This window comes from Streptomyces sp. NPDC102270, assembly GCF_044766405.1.
Classification (GTDB): Bacteria; Actinomycetota; Actinomycetes; order Streptomycetales; family Streptomycetaceae; genus Streptomyces.
The window spans coordinates 101477-117700 of record NZ_JBIWLX010000015.1 but is presented as its reverse complement, the minus strand read 5'-3'; the positions used below and the strand labels follow the sequence as shown (position 1 = coordinate 117700).

Below are 16224 nucleotides of genomic sequence, written 5' to 3'. Positions count from 1 at the left end.
ATGAGCACCGTCACGAACACCGACTGGCAGCACCGCCCCGCCCCCGAGACCGCGCGGGACTGGATCGCCCGCGCCGCCGAGGTCGCCGCCGTCCTCGCCACCGACGCCGCCGCCCGGGACCGGGCGGGCGCCACCCCGTACGCCGAGGTCCAGCTCCTCAAGGAAGCCGGCCTCGTCACCCTCCTCGGTCCCACCGAGCACGGCGGCGGAGGCCAGGACTGGCCCACCGCGTACCGGGTCGTCCGCGAGATCGCCAAGGCCGACGGCTCCATCGGCCAGCTCCTCGGCTACCACTACCTGTGGTTCTGGGCCGCCCGCCTGGTCGGCACCCGCGAGCAGTGGGAGCACGTGGAGGCCGAGGCGTCCCGCAACCGCTGGTTCTTCGGCGGCGCGGTCAACCCGCGCGACAAGGACGTCGTCGTGACCGAGGACGGCGACGACCTCGTCTACACCGGCCGCAAGTCCTTCTCCACCGGCAGCAAGGTCTCCGACGTCACCGTCCTCGAAGGCGTCCTGGAAGGCACCGACCAGCACATCTTCGCCATCGTGCCCTCCGATTCCGCGGGCCTGACCTTCCACGACGACTGGGACAACATCGGCCAGCGCCTCACCGAGAGCGGCGGAGTCACGCTCGACGGCGTACGCACCCCGTGGTCGAGCGCGGCCGGATACGTCGACAAGGTGTTCCAGCCGCGCGTCTACAACACCCTCAACGTCCCCACCATCCAACTGGTCTTCGTCAACTTCTACCTCGGCATCGCGGGCGGCGCGCTGGAGACGGCCGCCACCTACACCCGCGAGAAGTCCCGCTCCTGGCTGCACGGCGGTTTCGAGCGGGCGGTCGACGAGCCGTACGTCATCGACACCTACGGCGACCTCACCGCCAAGCTCTGGGCGGCCGAGGCCCTCGCCGACGCCGTCGCCGCCGAGGGCCAGAAACTGCACGACGACCCCGACGCCGTCACCGAGCAGGACCGCGGCGACTTCGAGGTGCGGGTCGCCGCCGTGAAGGACCGCGCCACCGACGTCGCCCTGGAGATCTCCAGCCGGATCTTCGAGGTGACCGGCGCCCGCTCCACCGCCACCGCCGAAGGCCTCGACCGCTTCTGGCGCAACGTGCGCACCCACACCCTCCACGACCCCGTCGCCTACAAGCGGCGCGAGGTCGGCCGCTGGGTCCTCGAGGGCGAACTGCCCGAACCCACCTGGTACTCCTGACCGCTTCCCCGGGGCGCCCCCTCCTGAACCGGGGGCGCCCCGCCTCCCCGCCCCGAAAGAGGACCCCATGGCCACCGTCCTGTCCGTCTCCGGCAGCCCCTCCGCCTCCTCCCGCACCAACCGGCTGCTGCGCCACCTCGACCGGCGCCTGACCGCGCAGGGCCACGAGGTGATCCCCCTCGACGTGCGCACCATCCCCGCGGAGGCGCTGCTCGGCGCCGACTTCCAGCATCCGGCGATCGTCGCGGCCACCGAACTCTTCGCGCGGGCCGACGGGGTCGTCGTCGGCACGCCCGTCTACAAGGCCTCGTACTCCGGAGTCCTCAAGGCCCTCCTCGACCTGCTCCCGCAGTACGCCCTCGCCGGCAAGACCGTACTGCCCCTGGCCACCGGCGGCTCCACCGCCCATGTCCTGGCCATCGACTACGCGCTGCGGCCGGTCCTCAGCTCCATGGGCGCGGCCCACATCGTGCAGGGCTGGTTCACCCTGGACAAGGAGATCAGCGTGCAGGACGACGGCACGCTGAGCATCACGCCCACCGCTACCGAGGCGCTCACCCTGGTCGTGGACCAGTTCTCGACCGCGCTGGGACGGCGGCCGGTGCTGGCGGCGGCGGGCTGATCCCCCATGACAGGCCACAGGACAGCCCACGGGCCGGCCCACGTGATCGCCGACGACGCGGAGGCCCTCGCGGTCGCCGCGTCGCTCGCCGCGGAGTTCCGCGTCGGCGCCTCCGCCCGGGACGCAGAACGCAGGCTGCCCCGCGAGGAGTTGGACCGTCTCTCCGCCTCCGGGCTGCTCGCCGTCACCGTCCCCGCCGAGCACGGGGGAGCGGACGTGAGCGCGCCGACCCTCGCCGAGATCTTCCGGCTGCTCGCCTCCGCCGACGCGAGCCTCTCCCAGCTCCCGCAGAGCCACTTCGTCTATGCCAACGTGATCCGCCGTCAGGGCACCGAGGAACAGCGGAAGTTCTTCTTCGCCGAACTGCTCGCCGGGCGCCGCTTCGGCAACGCGCAGTCCGAGGCCGGAACCAAGCACGTCCAGGACATCCGCACCCGACTGCACCCGCAGCCGGACGGCTCGTACCGCCTCGACGGCGTCAAGCACTACTCCACCGGCGCCCTGTTCGCCGACTGGATCCCGGTGCTGGCCCGCGCCGAGGACGACAAGCTGTACGTCGCCTACGTGCCCGCGGACGCCCCCGGCCTCGCGGTGATCGACGACTGGGACGGTCTCGGCCAGCGTACGACGGCCAGCGGCACCGTCCGCCTCGAAGGCGTCGAAGTCCCCGCCGACCGGGTCCTGCCCCACCACCTCACCTTCGAAGGGCCCCAACTCCACGGAGCCGTCGCCCAGTTGCTGCACGCCGCCATCGATACCGGGCTCGCCGGGGGCGCACTCGCGGAGGCGGCGGAGTTCGTCCGGACGAAGAGCCGCCCGTGGTTCGAGAGCGGTGTCGACACGGCCGCCGAGGACCCGCTGCTGATCCAGCGCTTCGGCGAACTGGCCCTGCAGACAAGGGCGTCCGAGGCCCTGCTGCGGGAGGCCGCCCGGGCCGTGGAAGCCGCCCGGGCCGACCTCACCGACGACTCGGCGGCCGAGGCGTCCATCGCGGTCGCCGCCGCCAAGGTGCAGGCGGCACAGGCCGCGGTGGAGGTCGCGAGCGCCCTCTTCGAGGTGGCCGGCACCCGCTCGGCCCTCAACTCCCTGAACCTGCACCGGCATTGGCGCGATGCCCGGACCCACACCCTGCACGACCCGGCCCGCTGGAAGATCCAGCACATCGGCAGGTACGTGCTCAGCGGCACCCGGCCGCCCCGGCACGGCCTCCTGTAGCGAACAGCGGACCTTTCCGATCGGAGACCCCCATGTCCCTCACCTTCCACTGGTTCCTGCCGACCAACGGCGACAGCCGCCATGTCGTTGGCGGTGGTCACGGCACGCCCGCCACCGTCTCCGGACGGGACCGGCCGCCGACGGTCGCCTACCTGAGCCAGATCGCCCGGGCGGCCGAGGACCTGGGCTTCGTGGGGGCGCTCACGCCCACCGGCGCCTGGTGCGAGGACGCGTGGCTCACCACCGCGATGGTCAGCCAGAACACCGAGCGGCTGAAGTTCCTGGTCGCCTTCCGGCCCGGCTTCGTCTCGCCGACCCTCGCCGCGCAGATGGCCTCCACCTTCCAGCGGCAGACCGGCGGGCGGCTGCTGCTCAACGTGGTCACCGGCGGGGAGAGCCACGAGCAGCGGGCCTACGGGGACTTCCTCGACAAGGACGCCCGCTACCGTCGTACCGGCGAATTCCTCGACGTCGTGCGGGGGTTGTGGGAGGGCAAGACCGTCGACCTGCACGGCGAGCACCTCCACGTCGAGGACGCGAAACTGGCGCGCGTGCCCGACCCGGTGCCCGAGGTGTACTTCGGCGGGTCCTCGCCCATCGCCGGGGAGGTCGCCGCCAAGTACGTCGACGTGTACCTCACCTGGGGCGAGCCGCCCGCGCAGGTCGCCGAGAAGATCGCCTGGATTCGGGGGCTCGCGGCCAAGGAGGGCCGCACCCTGCGCTTCGGGATCCGTCTGCACGTCATCACCCGCGACACCTCCGAGCAGGCCTGGGCCGAGGCGAACCGCCTCCTGGAGGGCTTCGACCCCGAGACCGTCAGGTCGGTGCAGGCAGGGCTCGCCCGCAGTGAGTCGGAGGGGCAGCAGCGGATGCTCGCCCTGCACGGCGGCGGCAGCCGCGACGGACTGGAGATCCACCCCAACCTGTGGGCCGGCATCGGCCTGGTGCGCGGCGGCGCGGGCACCGCGCTGGTCGGCAGCCACGACGAGGTCGCCGAGCGGATCAAGGAGTACTACGCCCTGGGCATCGACGAGTTCGTCCTCTCCGGCTACCCGCACCTGGAGGAGGCCTACTGGTTCGGCGAGGGCGTCCTGCCGCGCCTCGCCGCGCAGGGGCTGTGGCAGCACCCGTCCGGGGAGCGGGCCGCGCCCTCGGCGCAGGTGCCGTTCGCGAGCTAGGGCCGTCACGACGTACGCTCACGGGTTCGACCTTGCGCATCCGTCGAGAGGAAGAGCCCGTGAGCGACTGGACGTTGACCAGGACCTTCCGCAGCAGCTCCGGCGAGGTCCGCTGGGACAGCCTCGGAGAGCCCGGCCGTGACCCGGTCGTCCTCCTGCACGGCACGCCCTTCTCCTCGTACGTGTGGCGTGCCGTGGCCCGCGCCCTGTCCCGCCGCCACCACGTGTTCGTGTGGGACATGCCCGGCTACGGGGCCTCGGAGAAGTCCGCCGGCCAGGACGTCTCCCTGGCGGCCCAGGGCAGGGTCTTCACCGAACTCCTGGCGCACTGGGACCTGGACCGGCCCCGGGTCGTGGCCCACGACTTCGGCGGTGCCGTGTCCCTGCGGGCCCATCTGCTGCACGGCGCCCGCTACCACTCGCTCACCCTCGTCGACCCGGTCGCACTGGCCCCCTGGGGAACGTCGTTCTTCCGGCTCGTCGGCGAGCACTCCGAGGTCTTCGACCAACTTCCGCCCGCCCTGCACCGGGCCCTCGTCCGCGAGTACGTCAGCTCGGCCAGCAGCCCCGGCCTGCACCCCGCCGTCCACGACCGGCTCGTCGAACCCTGGCTCGGCGACACCGGCCAAGCTGCCTTCTACCGCCAGATCGCCCAGGCCGACCAGCGCCACACCGACGAAGTGCAGGACAGGTACGGCGAGATCGCGATCCCGATCCTGGTGTGCTGGGGCGAGGACGACACCTGGATCCCAGCGGACAAGGGGCGCGAACTCGTGGCCCGCATCCCCGGAGCGCGCCTCGAACTCATCGCCGGCGCCGGACACCTCGTCCAGGAGGACGCACCCGCCGAACTCATCGAGGTCCTCCTCGGTTAGCTCTCCGTGAGCGCGTCCAGATGCGCCCGCCGCACCTCGGCCGTCTGCCCCTGCACGAGCAGGAACATCCCTTCCCGGAACAGCCGTTGGGCCGTACCGCCGAGATCCATGGCCCGTCCGCCCCCTGCCACCACGGCCGCCGTCGTGGCGGCCCGCATCAGGTCGTACGACCGCGTCTTGAGCGCGAGCCGTTCCGGGACGCGCTCGTACGGGACGGGATGCTCGGCCAGCGCGTACACCTGCCCGCGCACCTCGTCGAGGCGGCCGCGCAGGGCACCCGCGGTCTTCGACTCCCCGGCCTCCTCCAGGAGGTGGAGCGCCGCGTAGGCCACGCCGAAGACGGCGGGGGAGGCGTTGGTGTTGCGCGGCCGGTCCACCAGCGCGAACTTCTCCTGCGGGGTGCGCAGCACCACGGCGTCCTCGGGCAGCCACAGGCCGTCCAGTTCCAGGGAGACCGTCCGGGCCGCGGTGAGCGCAGCGAGCCGCATCGGCCGCGACGCCCGCACTCCCGGCTGCTCGCAAGCCTCGGTGAACGCGAAGACCACCTCGTCCGCCTCGCTCACCCCGGCCAGCAGCATCACGTCGTTCAGGCCCCAGCCCGTGTACCAGGGCACCCTCCCGTCGAACCGCCAGCCGCCCCGCTCGGCCGTCGCCCGCACCGGCACCCGCGGAAACGCGCGGACGTGCGCGAACGCGATCCCGGCCAGCGACTCACCGGTCGCCAGCGGCCCGAGCAGCCGCTCCCGCACCGGCAGAGCCGACTGCGCGAGCATCCGCACCGGCGAGTGGTGCTGCGTCTGCACGAACCAGGTGGAGCAGCACGCCCCGGCGAGGATCTCCTGGACCTCCCGCGCCACCGCGTCGGGGGCGCCCGCACCGCCGTACTCCCTCGGCGCGCTCACCCCGAGAAGCCCCGAGCGTCTGATCGCGTCGAGGTGTCCCACGGGCACCCCCTCCTGGTCGACCCGGGCGGCGTGCGGGGCGAGGAGGCCGTCGGCGAGGGCGCGGGCGGTGGCGAGGAGCGGATGCGGTGCGGTGGTCATGGACAGATTCTCCCGATCCCGCCGCGCGCGGTGTCGATCCGGGGGTGTGCCGTTCGTGTAGGAGGTGAGACAGACTCACAGGAGGAGACCGACATGCAGTACTACCTGCTCAACGTCATGCAGCCCGGCTGGGACGAGGTGCCCGCTCCCGAGGAGCTGGCCGAGATCGGCAAGCGGCTCGACGCCTTCCACCAGGAGCTGCGCGAGGCCGGGGCCTGGGTTTTCGCCGGGGGACTGCACAGCCCCGACGCCTCGACCGTGCTGCGGCCCCGCGACGGCGACGTGCTGATCACCGACGGGCCCTACGCCGAGGGCAAGGAACAGCTCGGCGGCCTGTGCATCGTGAAGGCACCCGACCTGGACGCGGCCCTGGAATGGGGGCGCAAGGCGGCCCTGGCCACCACCCTGCCCATCGAGGTGCGCCCCTTCCAGCACGAGTCCGAGGACTGATGACCCCGGACATCGAGGGCGTCTTCCGCGAGGAGTACGGCCGCGCGGTCGCCGTCCTCGTCCGCTTCCTCGGCGACATCGACCTCGCCGAGGAAGCGGTCCAGGACGCCTTCACCACGGCTGTACGGCGCTGGCCGGAGACCGGTGTGCCGCCCAGTCCGGCCGGCTGGATCATCACCACCGCCCGCAACCGCGCGATCGACCGGCTGCGCCGCGAGTCCACCAGGCAGACCCGCCACGCCGAGGCCGCCCTGCTGCACGCCCCCGACGCACCGCCCGAGGAGGACCCCGTGCGCGACGAACGGCTCCGCCTCGTCTTCACCTGCTGCCACCCCGCGCTCGCCCCGCAGGCCCGGGTCGCCCTCACCCTGCGTCTGCTCGGCGGCCTCACCACCGCGCAGATCGCCCGCGCCTTTCTGGTCCCCGAGCCGACGATGGCCCAGCGCCTCGTCCGAGCCAAGGCCAAGATCCGCGACGCCCGCATCCCCTACCGCGTCCCCCGCGACGCCGACCTCCCCGACCGGATCGCGGGAGTGCTCGCCGTCGTCTACCTCATCTTCAACGAGGGTTACGGCGGCACCCCCGAACTGTGCGCCGAAGCCGTACGCCTGGGCCGTCTGCTGGCCGAGCTGATGCCGGACGAGCCCGAGGTCACCGGTCTGCTCGCGCTGATGCTGCTCATCGAGTCCCGCCGGGCCACCCGCACCGACGCCGACGGCGCACTCGTACCGCTGTCCGAGCAGGACCCCGACCGCTGGGACCACGCGCTCGTCGCCGAGGGCCAGTCGCTCGTACGGCGGTGTCTGCGCCGGAACCAACCGGGGCCGTACCAGATCCAGGCCGCCATCCAGGCCGTCCACAGCGACGCGCCCACCGACTGGGACCAGGTCCGCCGACTGTACGACCAGCTCATGGCCGTCGCGCCGAGCCCTGTCGTGGCCCTCAACCGCGCGGTCGCCGTGGCCGAGACCGAGGGACCCGGCCGGGCCCTCGTCCTGGTGGACGCGCTGGACCTCGACGGCTACCACGTCCTGCACGCCGTCCGGGCCGACCTGTTGCGTCGGCTCGGTCGCGAGACGGAAGCCGCGGACGCCTACGCGAAGGCGGCGGAACTCACCGAGAACCCGGCGGAGCGCACGTATCTCGAACGCCGCCGCCGCGCGCTGTGACCCCCCTCACGAAAAGTATGGGCGGTGGCCTGGAATGCGCCCGGAGGGGAAAAGGTTGCAATATACATCTGACCGTCGAGAGTGGCCGCAAGGCCCGCGCACCCCAGCGAGGCATCCGTGAACCACCCCGCCCCCGAGCAGCCCGCCGACGTCGTCGCCCGACTGCGCGCCACCTTCCGCAGCGGCCGCACCAAGCCCGTCGAATGGCGTACGACGCAGCTGCGCCGCCTGCGCGAGATGCTCACGGAGAAGGGCACGGAGCTGGCCGCCGCCCTCCACGCAGACCTGGGCAAGAGCTCCACCGAGGCCTTCCGCACCGAGATCGACTTCACGATCCGCGAGATCGACCACACCCTGGACCACCTCGCCGACTGGCTGCGCCCCGAGTCCGCCCCGGTCCCGGCCCACCTCGGCGCCGACGCGACCGCCCGGACGCAGTACGACCCGCTCGGCGTCGTCCTCGTCATCGCGCCCTGGAACTACCCGGCCCAGCTGCTGCTCGCCCCGGTGGTCGGCGCCCTCGCCGCCGGCAACGCGGTGGTCGCCAAGCCCAGCGAGCTGGCCCCGGCCACCTCCGCCGCCGTGGCCCGGCTGCTCCCCGCCTACCTGGACACGGACGCCGTCGCCGTCGTCGAGGGCGGCATCCCGGAGACCACGGCCCTGCTGGCCGAGCGCTTCGACCACATCTTCTACACCGGCAACGGCACGGTCGGCCGGGTCGTCCTGCGCGCCGCCGCCGAGCATCTGACCCCGGTCACCCTCGAACTCGGCGGCAAGTCCCCGGCGTTCGTCGACCGCGACGCCGACCTCACCGTCGTCGCCGACCGCCTGGCCCGCGGCAAGTTCCTCAACGCCGGGCAGACCTGCGTCGCCCCCGACTACGTCCTGACCGACCCGGACACCGCGGCCGCCCTGGAGCCGCTGCTCGCGAGCGCCGTCGAGAAGCTGTACGGCAGCGACCCCGCCGACTCCGGCGAGTACGGCCGCATCATCAACGAACGGCACTTCGACCGGCTCACCGGACTGCTGGACTCGGGCCGCACGGTCGTCGGCGGCACGAGCGACCGCACGAGCAAGTACATCGCGCCCACCGTCCTCGCCGACGTGGACCCCGACTCCCCGGTGATGGGGGAGGAGATCTTCGGCCCGATCCTGCCGATCGTCACCGTCCCCGGCCTCGACGCCGCCATCGACTTCATCAACGACCGGGACAAGCCCCTCGCGCTGTACGTGTTCACCGACTCCGACACGACCCAGCGCCGCATCGCCGACGAGACCTCCTCCGGCGGTCTCGGCCACGGCCTGCCCCTCGCCCATCTCACCGTCTCCGACCTGCCGTTCGGCGGGGTCGGCGAGAGCGGCATGGGCAACTACCACGGCCGCTACTCCATCGAGACCTTCAGCCACCGCAAGGCGATCCTGGAGAAGCCGCTCGGCTAGTCACCGCACGCGGTGCGGTGCGGTGCGCGGCGAACCTACGGGGCCGCCGGCTGCTTCGTCTCTCGACAGCGGCGACCGCGACCGGAGAACCAGCGGCGCACCGCCCGCGCGGGAGATGTGAAGACGGGGGAACTCACGATGGACGACTGGGCGATCCCGACGACCTGGGCACCCTCGACCGGGGCCCGCCGCGGGGACGGCTTCCTCGCCACCCCCTTCTCCGAGCGCTGCGCGGGCCTCCTCGACGCCGGACACCACGTCTTCCTCGGGATCAGCCCCGGCAACGGCTACTTCTCCGAGGAGCGGCTCGTCGCGCTGCTGCGCTGGGCCGCCGCCCGCTTCACCCGGGTCGAGATCGCCCACCCCGGCCCCGAGACCGTCGCCTGCACCTACCTCGGCCGCGGCTACGAACCCCGGCACGCCCGCGCCCGTGCGCACCGCGACGTACGCCAGACGGCCAACCGGATCTCCCGCGCCGTGACCACCGCGCGGATCGACCCGGGCCGACTGCATGTCGCGCGGTTCTCCGCCTTCTACGACACCCCGGCCTACCGCACCGCCCTCGAACGCGTCACCCGAGCCCACCAGGAGCAGCCCGCGTTCCACGCCACCTGCACCCGCATGGTCACCGGCGTCCTGCGCACCACCATGCCCACCGACTGGACCCCAAGCGCCGACCAACTGACCGCAGGCACCGAGTACTTGGACCGCGAGCTCCCCTCCCTCCTCGACACCCCGGCCATCCTCGGCGTACCGACGTCCGTCTTCGCCTACCGTGCCACCCCGGCCCTCGCCGGCTTCTTCTACGGCCCGAACGCACCGCTCCCGGCCGTGGCCACCCAGGGATTCGTCACGGTGGAACCCCTCCCGGCCATGCGGTGACCCTCTGTCAGGGGGCCGCGACCGGGACGTAGCCCGCAAGCCCGCCGCCGCGTCGGCCCAGGAGCGTTCGAACCCGATGCTCGACGGCCGCCAGGCGTGGCTGGACGGGCCGATCCGCGCCGCTTCCGGCAAGCTCGGTTCCTGACAGACATCCGTACCCCCGCATGGAGTTGACGTCATGACCGACAAGCTCACCGTGAGCGTCCTGGGCACCGGCATCATGGGTGCCGCGATGGCCCGCAACCTCGCCCGCGCCGGACACGCCGTCCGCGCCTGGAACCGCAGCGCGAGCAAGGCACAGCCGCTGGCCGCCGACGGTGTCGAGATCGCCGACAGCCCCGCCGAGGCCGTGCGCGGCGCCGATGTCGTCCTGACCATGCTGTACGACGGCCCCGCGGCCCTGGACGTCATGCGCCAGGCCACCGATGGGCTCCGTCCGGGCGCCGCCTGGGTTCAGTCGACCACCGTCGGCATCGAGGCGATCGCCGACCTGGCGGCCTTCGCCCGCGAGCACCGGCTGGTCTTCTTCGACGCGCCCGTCCTCGGCACCCGGCAGCCCGCCGAGGCCGGTCAGCTGCTGGTCCTCGCGGCCGGACCGGTCGACGGCCGCGGGGCGGTGACTCCCGTCTTCGAGGCGGTCGGCGCCCGCACGGTGTGGACCGGCGAGGACGGCGCCGAGGGCAGCGCGACCCGGCTGAAGCTGGTCGCCAACAGCTGGGTGCTCGCGGTGACCAACGCGGCCGGCGAGGTCCTCGCCCTCGCGAAGGCCCTCGGCGTGGACCCGCAGGGCTTCTTCGACGCCATCGACGGCGGCCCCCTCGACATGGGCTACCTGCGGGCCAAGGCGGGCATGGTCCTGGGCGGCCGGTTGTCACCGGCCCAGTTCGCGGTCTCCACCGCCGCCAAGGACGCCCGGCTGATCGTCGAGGCCGGTGAGCGGGGCGGAGTCCGCCTGGACGTGGCCGCCGCGAGCGCCGAGCGCTTCGAACGTGCCGCCGCCCAGGGGCACGGTGACGAGGACATGGCCGCCGCCTACTATGCGAGCTTCGACGAGAACGCCTGAACCCGAGGATCCCGAGGAGGACCCCTTCGCGTCCAAGCCCCCGCTGCCGCCCGAGGCCGTCGAACTGCTCCGGCGCCCCAACCCCTGTGTGACGGCGACCCTTCGTTCCGACGGCACACCGGTATCGGCCGCCACCTGGTACCTCTGGGAGGACGGCCGTGTCCTGATCAACCTGGACGAGGGCCGGGTCCGGCAAAAGCACCTGCGCCGCGACCCTCGTCACCCTCACCGTCCTGGACGGCGACAACTGGTACGCGCACATCACGCTCATCGGCCGCGTGACCGAGACGTACGAGGACAAGGAGGCCGGGCCCGGGGCCGCGTGAGCGCCTGGATCGAGGTCGAGCGCCGGCACGGCTGGGGCGAGATGAAGGACAGCGACCAGGACTCCGGGTGAGGAGGGAACCGTGGCGAGGGCGCGACCGCACCCTCGCCCGCCCGTCGACGCGGTGGAGCCCTGGGCCGCCGTGCGTCAGACGCCGCTGCTCAGCGGGTGGCTGAAGCCCTGGCCGGAGATCAGGCGGGCGCCCTCGGCGAGCTCCGTGGCGAAGCGCTCGACGGCCTCGTAGGGGAAGCGGTGGCTGGGGCCGCTGAGGGAGAGGGACGCCACGACCTCGCCGGTGCGGCCGGTGACGGGTACCGCCACGGCGGTGAGCCCCTCGTCCCACTCGCTGCTGCTGACGGCGTAGCCGCGCTCGGCGGCCTCCGCGACCCACGCCCGCAGCCGCTCGACCTGTGCCTCGCCCTGCGGTGAGGCGACGGCGACCCGGCGCAGGAACGCCTCGGAGGCGCCCCGCAGCAGGATCTTCGAGGAGGCGCCCGCCCACAGCGGCTGCTCGTCGCCGACGTCGACGACATGGCGCAGCGGGTGCGGACTCTCCTCGTGCGCGACGCAGATGCGCTGGACGCCCCGGGCGACGAACAGATTGACGGTCTCGCCCAGCCGGTCCGCCAGATCGCGCATGACCTTCCGAGTCTCCTGCGGTACCTCCCACTGGCTGCGCGCGAGATAGGCCCAGCGCCACAGCGCGGGCCCCGCGGTGTACCCCGACGGGTGCGAGCCCAGCAGGCCGCTCTCCTCCAGGGTCTGCACCAGACGCAGCGCGGTCGTCTTGGCGAGCCCCGTCGATTCGGTGATCTCCCGCAGGGTGATCACCGGCCGGTCCTCGGTGAGCAGGGCGAGGATGTCGAAGGCCCGCCGCACACTGCGCACCCCGCCCGCGTGCTGGTCGGCGTCGCCCTCCGCCCGCCGCTGTCCGTCGCTCACCCGCTGCCTCCCCGCATGTCTGCCCTCGTCCGGTGTCGCTTCCGACCGTAGTCCGCTGTGCGGACCAAGCAAACCGCGACGCCCAAGAAGCCGCTGGTGGCTGCCCTCTCCGGTCGACGTGCCCTTGTTCCAGGAGCCTGGGGCACCTAGTCTGACCGTACAGTGGATCGATTGAACCATCTGGTGGTCCTTGGGAGTCCGACGGGAACATGGTCCGGCCGGGAGCGAGTATGTGTGACACCTCGGGAGTGAGCATGCGCAAGTCCATCGCCACCGTCTGCCTCAGCGGCACCCTCACCGAGAAACTGACGGCCGCCTCACGGGCCGGCTTCGACGGCGTCGAGATCTTCGAGAACGACCTCCTCGCGAGCCCCCTCGCCCCCGAGGAGATCGCCGCCCGCACGGCCGACCTGGGCCTGAGCATCGACCTCTACCAGCCGATGCGCGACATCGAGGCCGTCCCGGAGGAGACCTTCGCCCGCAACCTCAGGCGTGCCCGGCACAAGTTCGAGCTGATGCGCAGGCTCGGCGCCGACACCGTCCTCGTCTGCTCCAGCGTCGCCCCGCAGGCCGTGGACGACGACGCCCTCGCCGCGGAGCAGCTGAGCCGCCTCGCCGACCTGGCCCAGGAGTCCGGCATCCGGGTCGCCTACGAGGCACTGGCGTGGGGGCGGCACGTCAGTACGTACGACCACGCCTGGCGGATCGTCGACGCCGCGGGCCATCCGGCGCTCGGCACCTGCCTGGACAGCTTCCACATCCTGTCCCGGGGCTCGGACCCGAAGGGCATCGAGGACATCCCCGGCGAGAAGATCTTCTTCCTCCAGCTCGCCGACGCCCCGCTGATGGCCATGGACGTCCTCCAGTGGAGCCGCCACTACCGCTGCTTCCCCGGCCAGGGCGGATTCGACGTCGCCGGACTCCTGCGGCACGTCCTGAGCGCCGGATACGACGGCCCCCTGTCCCTGGAGGTCTTCAACGACGTCTTCCGCCAGGCGGACGCGGGCCGCACGGCGCTCGACGGACTGCGCTCCCTGCTAGCCCTGGAGGCGAACGCCGGAGTCTCTCCGCTCCCGGCCCCCGTGATCCCCTCCGGCGTCGCCTTCGCCGAACTCGCCACCAGCGACCCGGAGCCCGTCGGTGAGCTCCTCACGGCTCTCGGCTTCACCCGCACCGCCCGTCATCACGGCAAGCCGGTCGACCTCTGGGAGCAGGGCGGTGCCCGCGTCCTGGTCAACACGGGCACCGCGGGCCGCCGTACCGACACCACCCTGGCCGCCGTAGGCCTGGAGACGGCCGATCCGGCGGCCTCCGCGCGGCGGGCGGAAGCCCTGCTCGCGCCCGCCCTGCCCAAGCGCCGCGGCGCACAGGACGTTCCCCTGGAGTCGATCGCGGCCCCGGACGGCACCGAAGTCCTGTTCTGCGCGACCGGACGCCCCGAACTCCCCAGCTGGACCGACGACTTCGCGGACACGACCGGCAGCGGGCCCGCCGAGTTCGACGGTGTCGTCACCGCCATCGACCATCTCGCGCTCACCCAGCCCTGGCACCAGTTCGACGAGTCGGTGCTCTTCCACCGCACGGTGCTGGGCCTCAGTCCGCACGACACCGTCGAACTCGCCGACCCCTACGGCCTGTTCCGCAGCCGTGCCCTGTCCGCCTCCTCCGACGGGCCCCGGTTGGTCCTCAACCTCGCGCCCGCGCCGCAGGAGGACGGTGAGACACGGGCCCGGCACGTGGCGTTCGCCGTCGACGACATCGTCGCCGCGGTCCGTCGCTTCCGGGCGGACGGAGCCGGACTGCTGCACGTCCCGGCGAACTACTACGACGACCTGGAGGCCCGGTTCGAGTTCGCCGAGGGGGAGTTGGAGACGTATCGCGAGCTCGGCATCCTCTACGACCGCGACGAGCGGGGCGGCGAGTTCCGGCACTGCTACACCGGGACGGTCGGCCGTGTCTTCTTCGAGTTCGTGCAGCGCTCCGGCGGCTACACCGGCTTCGGGGCGGCCAACGCGCCCATCCGGCTGGCCGCCCAGCGGAGGTAGGAGTTCGGGAAATGCCGGCGGGGGACCAGCCGGAGGTGTGTCATCATCCGCCGATGACCACCGAAACGATCACCGCGGACGCGGCAGGCACCTGGACACTCGGCGATCTCACCGTCAACCGCATCGGCTTCGGCGCGATGCGGCTGACCGGCAGCTCGGCCTTCCATCTCGGCACACCCAGCGACCGGAAGCGGTCCATCGCCGTGCTGCACAAGGCGAGGGAGCTCGGCGTCAACCACATCGACACGGCGGCCTTCTACTTCTCCTCGCTGCGCTCCGCCAACGAGATCATCAACAGCGCGCTGTCCCCGTACCCCGACGACCTCGTCATCGCCGCGAAGGTCGGGCCCTTCCGGGACTACACCGGCGAGTGGGGCACCTCGGCCCGACCGGAAGACCTGCGCGGCCACGTCGAGGAGAACCTCCGCCAGCTCGGCCGCGACCACCTCGACCTGGTGTACCTCCGCCGAATGCGCCAGGACTCGATCGCCGAGCACTTCGGGGCCCTCGCCGAACTGCGAGAGGCGGGCCTGATCCGGCACCTGGGCATCTCCGACGTCGAGCCCCGCCATCTCGCCGAGGCACAGGCGATCGCGCCGGTGGTGTGCGTGCAGAACCGGTTCGGGCTCGACTCCCACAACCCCGGCACCGACGACATCCTGCGGATCTGCGGTGAACAGGGCATCGCCTTCGTGCCGTTCTACGCGATCGCGGGAGAGAGCGGCCCCCACGGCGCCGCCTCCGGCCACGACGAGGAGGTCCTGGCGGTCGCGCGGGCACACGGCGCGACTCCCGCCCAGATACGGCTCGCCTGGACCCTCGCCCAGGGCCCGCACGTCCTCGCCATCCCCGGCACCGGCAACCCCGATCACCTCACCGAGAACATCGCGGCGGGTGCCGTCCGGCTCACCGACGAGGAACGGGACACGCTCGACTCACTGCACCGGAAGGCCGGTTGAGCGGTCACACGACCCACACGCCGTCCTCCATGACATGCCGCCCGTGCATCTCGTGCACGCCGTTGAGGGCCTGCACCGTGTGCGGACGCACCTGGAAGAAGGAGTAGGAGGCGCTGTCCTCACGCGGATCCCAGCCCGTCTTTCCGTGGAACAGCTCGATCGCCGCGGCCGGCACGTCCGTCCCGCCATACGTCCGCACCTTCCCGTCGATGAGCACGACGTCCTGGGTGTCCCCGAACGCCAGCCTGGTGCGGCCGCCGTCGCGCAGGTTGCGGCCCGTGGGATTGGTGATCCGGGTGGACAGCCAGACGGACTCGCCGTCCCAGGCGAACCACAGCGCGACCAGACACGGCAGCCCGTCGGCGTCCGCCGAGGCCACCCAGATGTCCGTCTCCCGCTCCAGACGGGCCAGTACGTCACGCTTGCGCTGTTCGAGGCTGCGGCTCTCGGTGATCGTCATGGCCGGGACGCTACCGGCCGCCCCGCCCCGGCGCCTCGGTCCGGGGCCCTACGCCCACGGACCGAGGCGCCGAAACCGCCGGCGCGGCCGGGGGCATGCCTGCGGCGCGGTCCCTGACGCGTCGCCGAGTCCCGCCCTCGTTAGTCGTCACCGTCCGCGGGTCGGAGACGGCGGAACGCTCGCGCGGTGCGGCAGCGGACCCTGACAGCGCGGCCCTGGGTCACCCGGCCACGTACGGCCATCTGCCCGGCGCCCGGAATATCGCGTCTCCATGGGGCCGTAGTCCCACCGGCCGTCGTTGCCTGCCGCGCGGGGGCGACGGCAGGGCCCCGCTCGGG

The 16224-nt window shown here is 72.5% G+C and carries 15 protein-coding genes and 1 pseudogene; 13 read left to right on the top strand and 3 right to left on the bottom strand.

What is annotated here, in order from left to right:
- From ACIRP7_RS30460 to ACIRP7_RS30440, 5 genes are all read left to right on the top strand, one after another.
- A complete protein-coding gene (locus tag ACIRP7_RS30460; RefSeq protein ID WP_403665721.1) occupies window positions 1-1218 on the top strand; it encodes an acyl-CoA dehydrogenase family protein in 1218 nt (405 codons plus the stop codon).
- Window positions 1219-1285: 67 nt separating this feature from the next.
- A complete protein-coding gene (gene ssuE / locus ACIRP7_RS30455) occupies window positions 1286-1840 on the top strand; it encodes an NADPH-dependent FMN reductase (protein ID WP_403665719.1) in 555 nt (184 codons plus the stop codon).
- Between the two features lie 6 nt (window positions 1841-1846).
- A complete protein-coding gene (locus ACIRP7_RS30450; protein WP_403665717.1) occupies window positions 1847-3055 on the top strand; it encodes an SfnB family sulfur acquisition oxidoreductase in 1209 nt (402 codons plus the stop codon).
- 32 nt (window positions 3056-3087) lie between these two features.
- Window positions 3088-4233, top strand: a complete 1146-nt coding sequence (locus ACIRP7_RS30445) for an LLM class flavin-dependent oxidoreductase (RefSeq protein WP_403665715.1) — start codon at window positions 3088-3090, stop codon at window positions 4231-4233.
- 59 nt (window positions 4234-4292) lie between these two features.
- Complete coding sequence (locus ACIRP7_RS30440; RefSeq protein ID WP_403665713.1) at window positions 4293-5108, top strand: alpha/beta fold hydrolase; 816 nt, start codon at window positions 4293-4295, stop codon at window positions 5106-5108.
- Here ACIRP7_RS30440 and ACIRP7_RS30435 read toward each other — a convergent pair.
- On the bottom strand, window positions 5105-6151 hold the full coding sequence (locus tag ACIRP7_RS30435) for an acyl-CoA dehydrogenase family protein (RefSeq protein WP_403665711.1): 1047 nt from the start codon (window positions 6149-6151) through the stop codon (window positions 5105-5107). The two genes, ACIRP7_RS30440 and ACIRP7_RS30435, sit on opposite strands and share 4 nt — an antisense overlap.
- Window positions 6152-6244: 93 nt before the next feature.
- Between ACIRP7_RS30435 and ACIRP7_RS30430 the strand changes: the two genes are divergently transcribed.
- From ACIRP7_RS30430 to ACIRP7_RS30405, 6 genes and pseudogenes are all read left to right on the top strand, one after another.
- Window positions 6245-6601, top strand: coding sequence for a YciI family protein (locus ACIRP7_RS30430; protein WP_403665709.1), 357 nt, complete (start codon window positions 6245-6247; stop codon window positions 6599-6601).
- On the top strand, window positions 6601-7770 hold the full coding sequence (locus ACIRP7_RS30425) for an RNA polymerase sigma factor (RefSeq protein ID WP_403665707.1): 1170 nt from the start codon (window positions 6601-6603) through the stop codon (window positions 7768-7770). Before ACIRP7_RS30430 ends, ACIRP7_RS30425 begins: the two co-directional genes overlap by 1 nt.
- A 117-nt stretch (window positions 7771-7887) precedes the next feature.
- The gene (locus tag ACIRP7_RS30420; protein WP_403665705.1) at window positions 7888-9210 is read left to right on the top strand and encodes an aldehyde dehydrogenase family protein; all 1323 of its coding nucleotides are present in this window, start codon (window positions 7888-7890) and stop codon (window positions 9208-9210) included.
- Between the two features lie 138 nt (window positions 9211-9348).
- Window positions 9349-10092: a tRNA-dependent cyclodipeptide synthase gene (locus tag ACIRP7_RS30415; RefSeq protein WP_403665703.1), complete on the top strand. Its 744-nt coding sequence runs from the start codon at window positions 9349-9351 to the stop codon at window positions 10090-10092.
- A gap of 178 nt (window positions 10093-10270) precedes the next feature.
- On the top strand, window positions 10271-11155 hold the full coding sequence (locus tag ACIRP7_RS30410; protein ID WP_403665700.1) for an NAD(P)-dependent oxidoreductase: 885 nt from the start codon (window positions 10271-10273) through the stop codon (window positions 11153-11155).
- Window positions 11130-11552 (top strand): annotated as a pseudogene (locus ACIRP7_RS30405) (pyridoxamine 5'-phosphate oxidase family protein). The gene ACIRP7_RS30410 and the pseudogene ACIRP7_RS30405 overlap by 26 nt, the downstream one beginning before the upstream one ends.
- Window positions 11553-11627: 75 nt before the next feature.
- Here ACIRP7_RS30405 and ACIRP7_RS30400 read toward each other — a convergent pair.
- Entirely contained in the window at window positions 11628-12422 is a 795-nt protein-coding gene (locus ACIRP7_RS30400) for an IclR family transcriptional regulator (protein WP_403665698.1), read from the bottom strand.
- 254 nt (window positions 12423-12676) lie between these two features.
- Here ACIRP7_RS30400 and ACIRP7_RS30395 point away from each other — a divergent pair, with 254 nt between their 5' ends.
- Both ACIRP7_RS30395 and ACIRP7_RS30390 read left to right on the top strand, forming a co-directional pair.
- Complete coding sequence (locus ACIRP7_RS30395) at window positions 12677-14467, top strand: bifunctional sugar phosphate isomerase/epimerase/4-hydroxyphenylpyruvate dioxygenase family protein (protein ID WP_403665696.1); 1791 nt, start codon at window positions 12677-12679, stop codon at window positions 14465-14467.
- Window positions 14468-14520: 53 nt separating this feature from the next.
- Window positions 14521-15426 (top strand): aldo/keto reductase, encoded by a 906-nt coding sequence (locus ACIRP7_RS30390; RefSeq protein ID WP_403665694.1) that lies wholly within the window; start codon window positions 14521-14523, stop codon window positions 15424-15426.
- Window positions 15427-15430: 4 nt separating this feature from the next.
- On the opposite strand, the gene ACIRP7_RS30385 is transcribed toward ACIRP7_RS30390, so the two are convergent.
- On the bottom strand, window positions 15431-15886 hold the full coding sequence (locus tag ACIRP7_RS30385) for a pyridoxamine 5'-phosphate oxidase family protein (RefSeq protein WP_403665692.1): 456 nt from the start codon (window positions 15884-15886) through the stop codon (window positions 15431-15433).
- Between the last annotated feature and the right edge of the window lie 338 nt (window positions 15887-16224).

Bases quoted from the DNA above. Each gene is read 5' to 3' on its own strand.
- ACIRP7_RS30460 (WP_403665721.1), top strand. From the start codon at position 1: ATGAGCACCGTCACGAACACCGACTGGCAGCACCGCCCCGCCCCCGAG.
- ssuE (WP_403665719.1), top strand. From the start codon at position 1,286: ATGGCCACCGTCCTGTCCGTCTCCGGCAGCCCCTCCGCCTCCTCCCGC.
- ACIRP7_RS30450 (WP_403665717.1), top strand. From the start codon at position 1,847: ATGACAGGCCACAGGACAGCCCACGGGCCGGCCCACGTGATCGCCGAC.
- ACIRP7_RS30445 (WP_403665715.1), top strand. From the start codon at position 3,088: ATGTCCCTCACCTTCCACTGGTTCCTGCCGACCAACGGCGACAGCCGC.
- ACIRP7_RS30435 (WP_403665711.1), bottom strand. From the start codon at position 6,151: ATGACCACCGCACCGCATCCGCTCCTCGCCACCGCCCGCGCCCTCGCC.
- ACIRP7_RS30430 (WP_403665709.1), top strand. From the start codon at position 6,245: ATGCAGTACTACCTGCTCAACGTCATGCAGCCCGGCTGGGACGAGGTG.
- ACIRP7_RS30425 (WP_403665707.1), top strand. From the start codon at position 6,601: ATGACCCCGGACATCGAGGGCGTCTTCCGCGAGGAGTACGGCCGCGCG.
- ACIRP7_RS30415 (WP_403665703.1), top strand. From the start codon at position 9,349: ATGGACGACTGGGCGATCCCGACGACCTGGGCACCCTCGACCGGGGCC.
- ACIRP7_RS30410 (WP_403665700.1), top strand. From the start codon at position 10,271: ATGACCGACAAGCTCACCGTGAGCGTCCTGGGCACCGGCATCATGGGT.
- ACIRP7_RS30395 (WP_403665696.1), top strand. From the start codon at position 12,677: ATGCGCAAGTCCATCGCCACCGTCTGCCTCAGCGGCACCCTCACCGAG.
- ACIRP7_RS30390 (WP_403665694.1), top strand. From the start codon at position 14,521: ATGACCACCGAAACGATCACCGCGGACGCGGCAGGCACCTGGACACTC.
- ACIRP7_RS30385 (WP_403665692.1), bottom strand. From the start codon at position 15,886: ATGACGATCACCGAGAGCCGCAGCCTCGAACAGCGCAAGCGTGACGTA.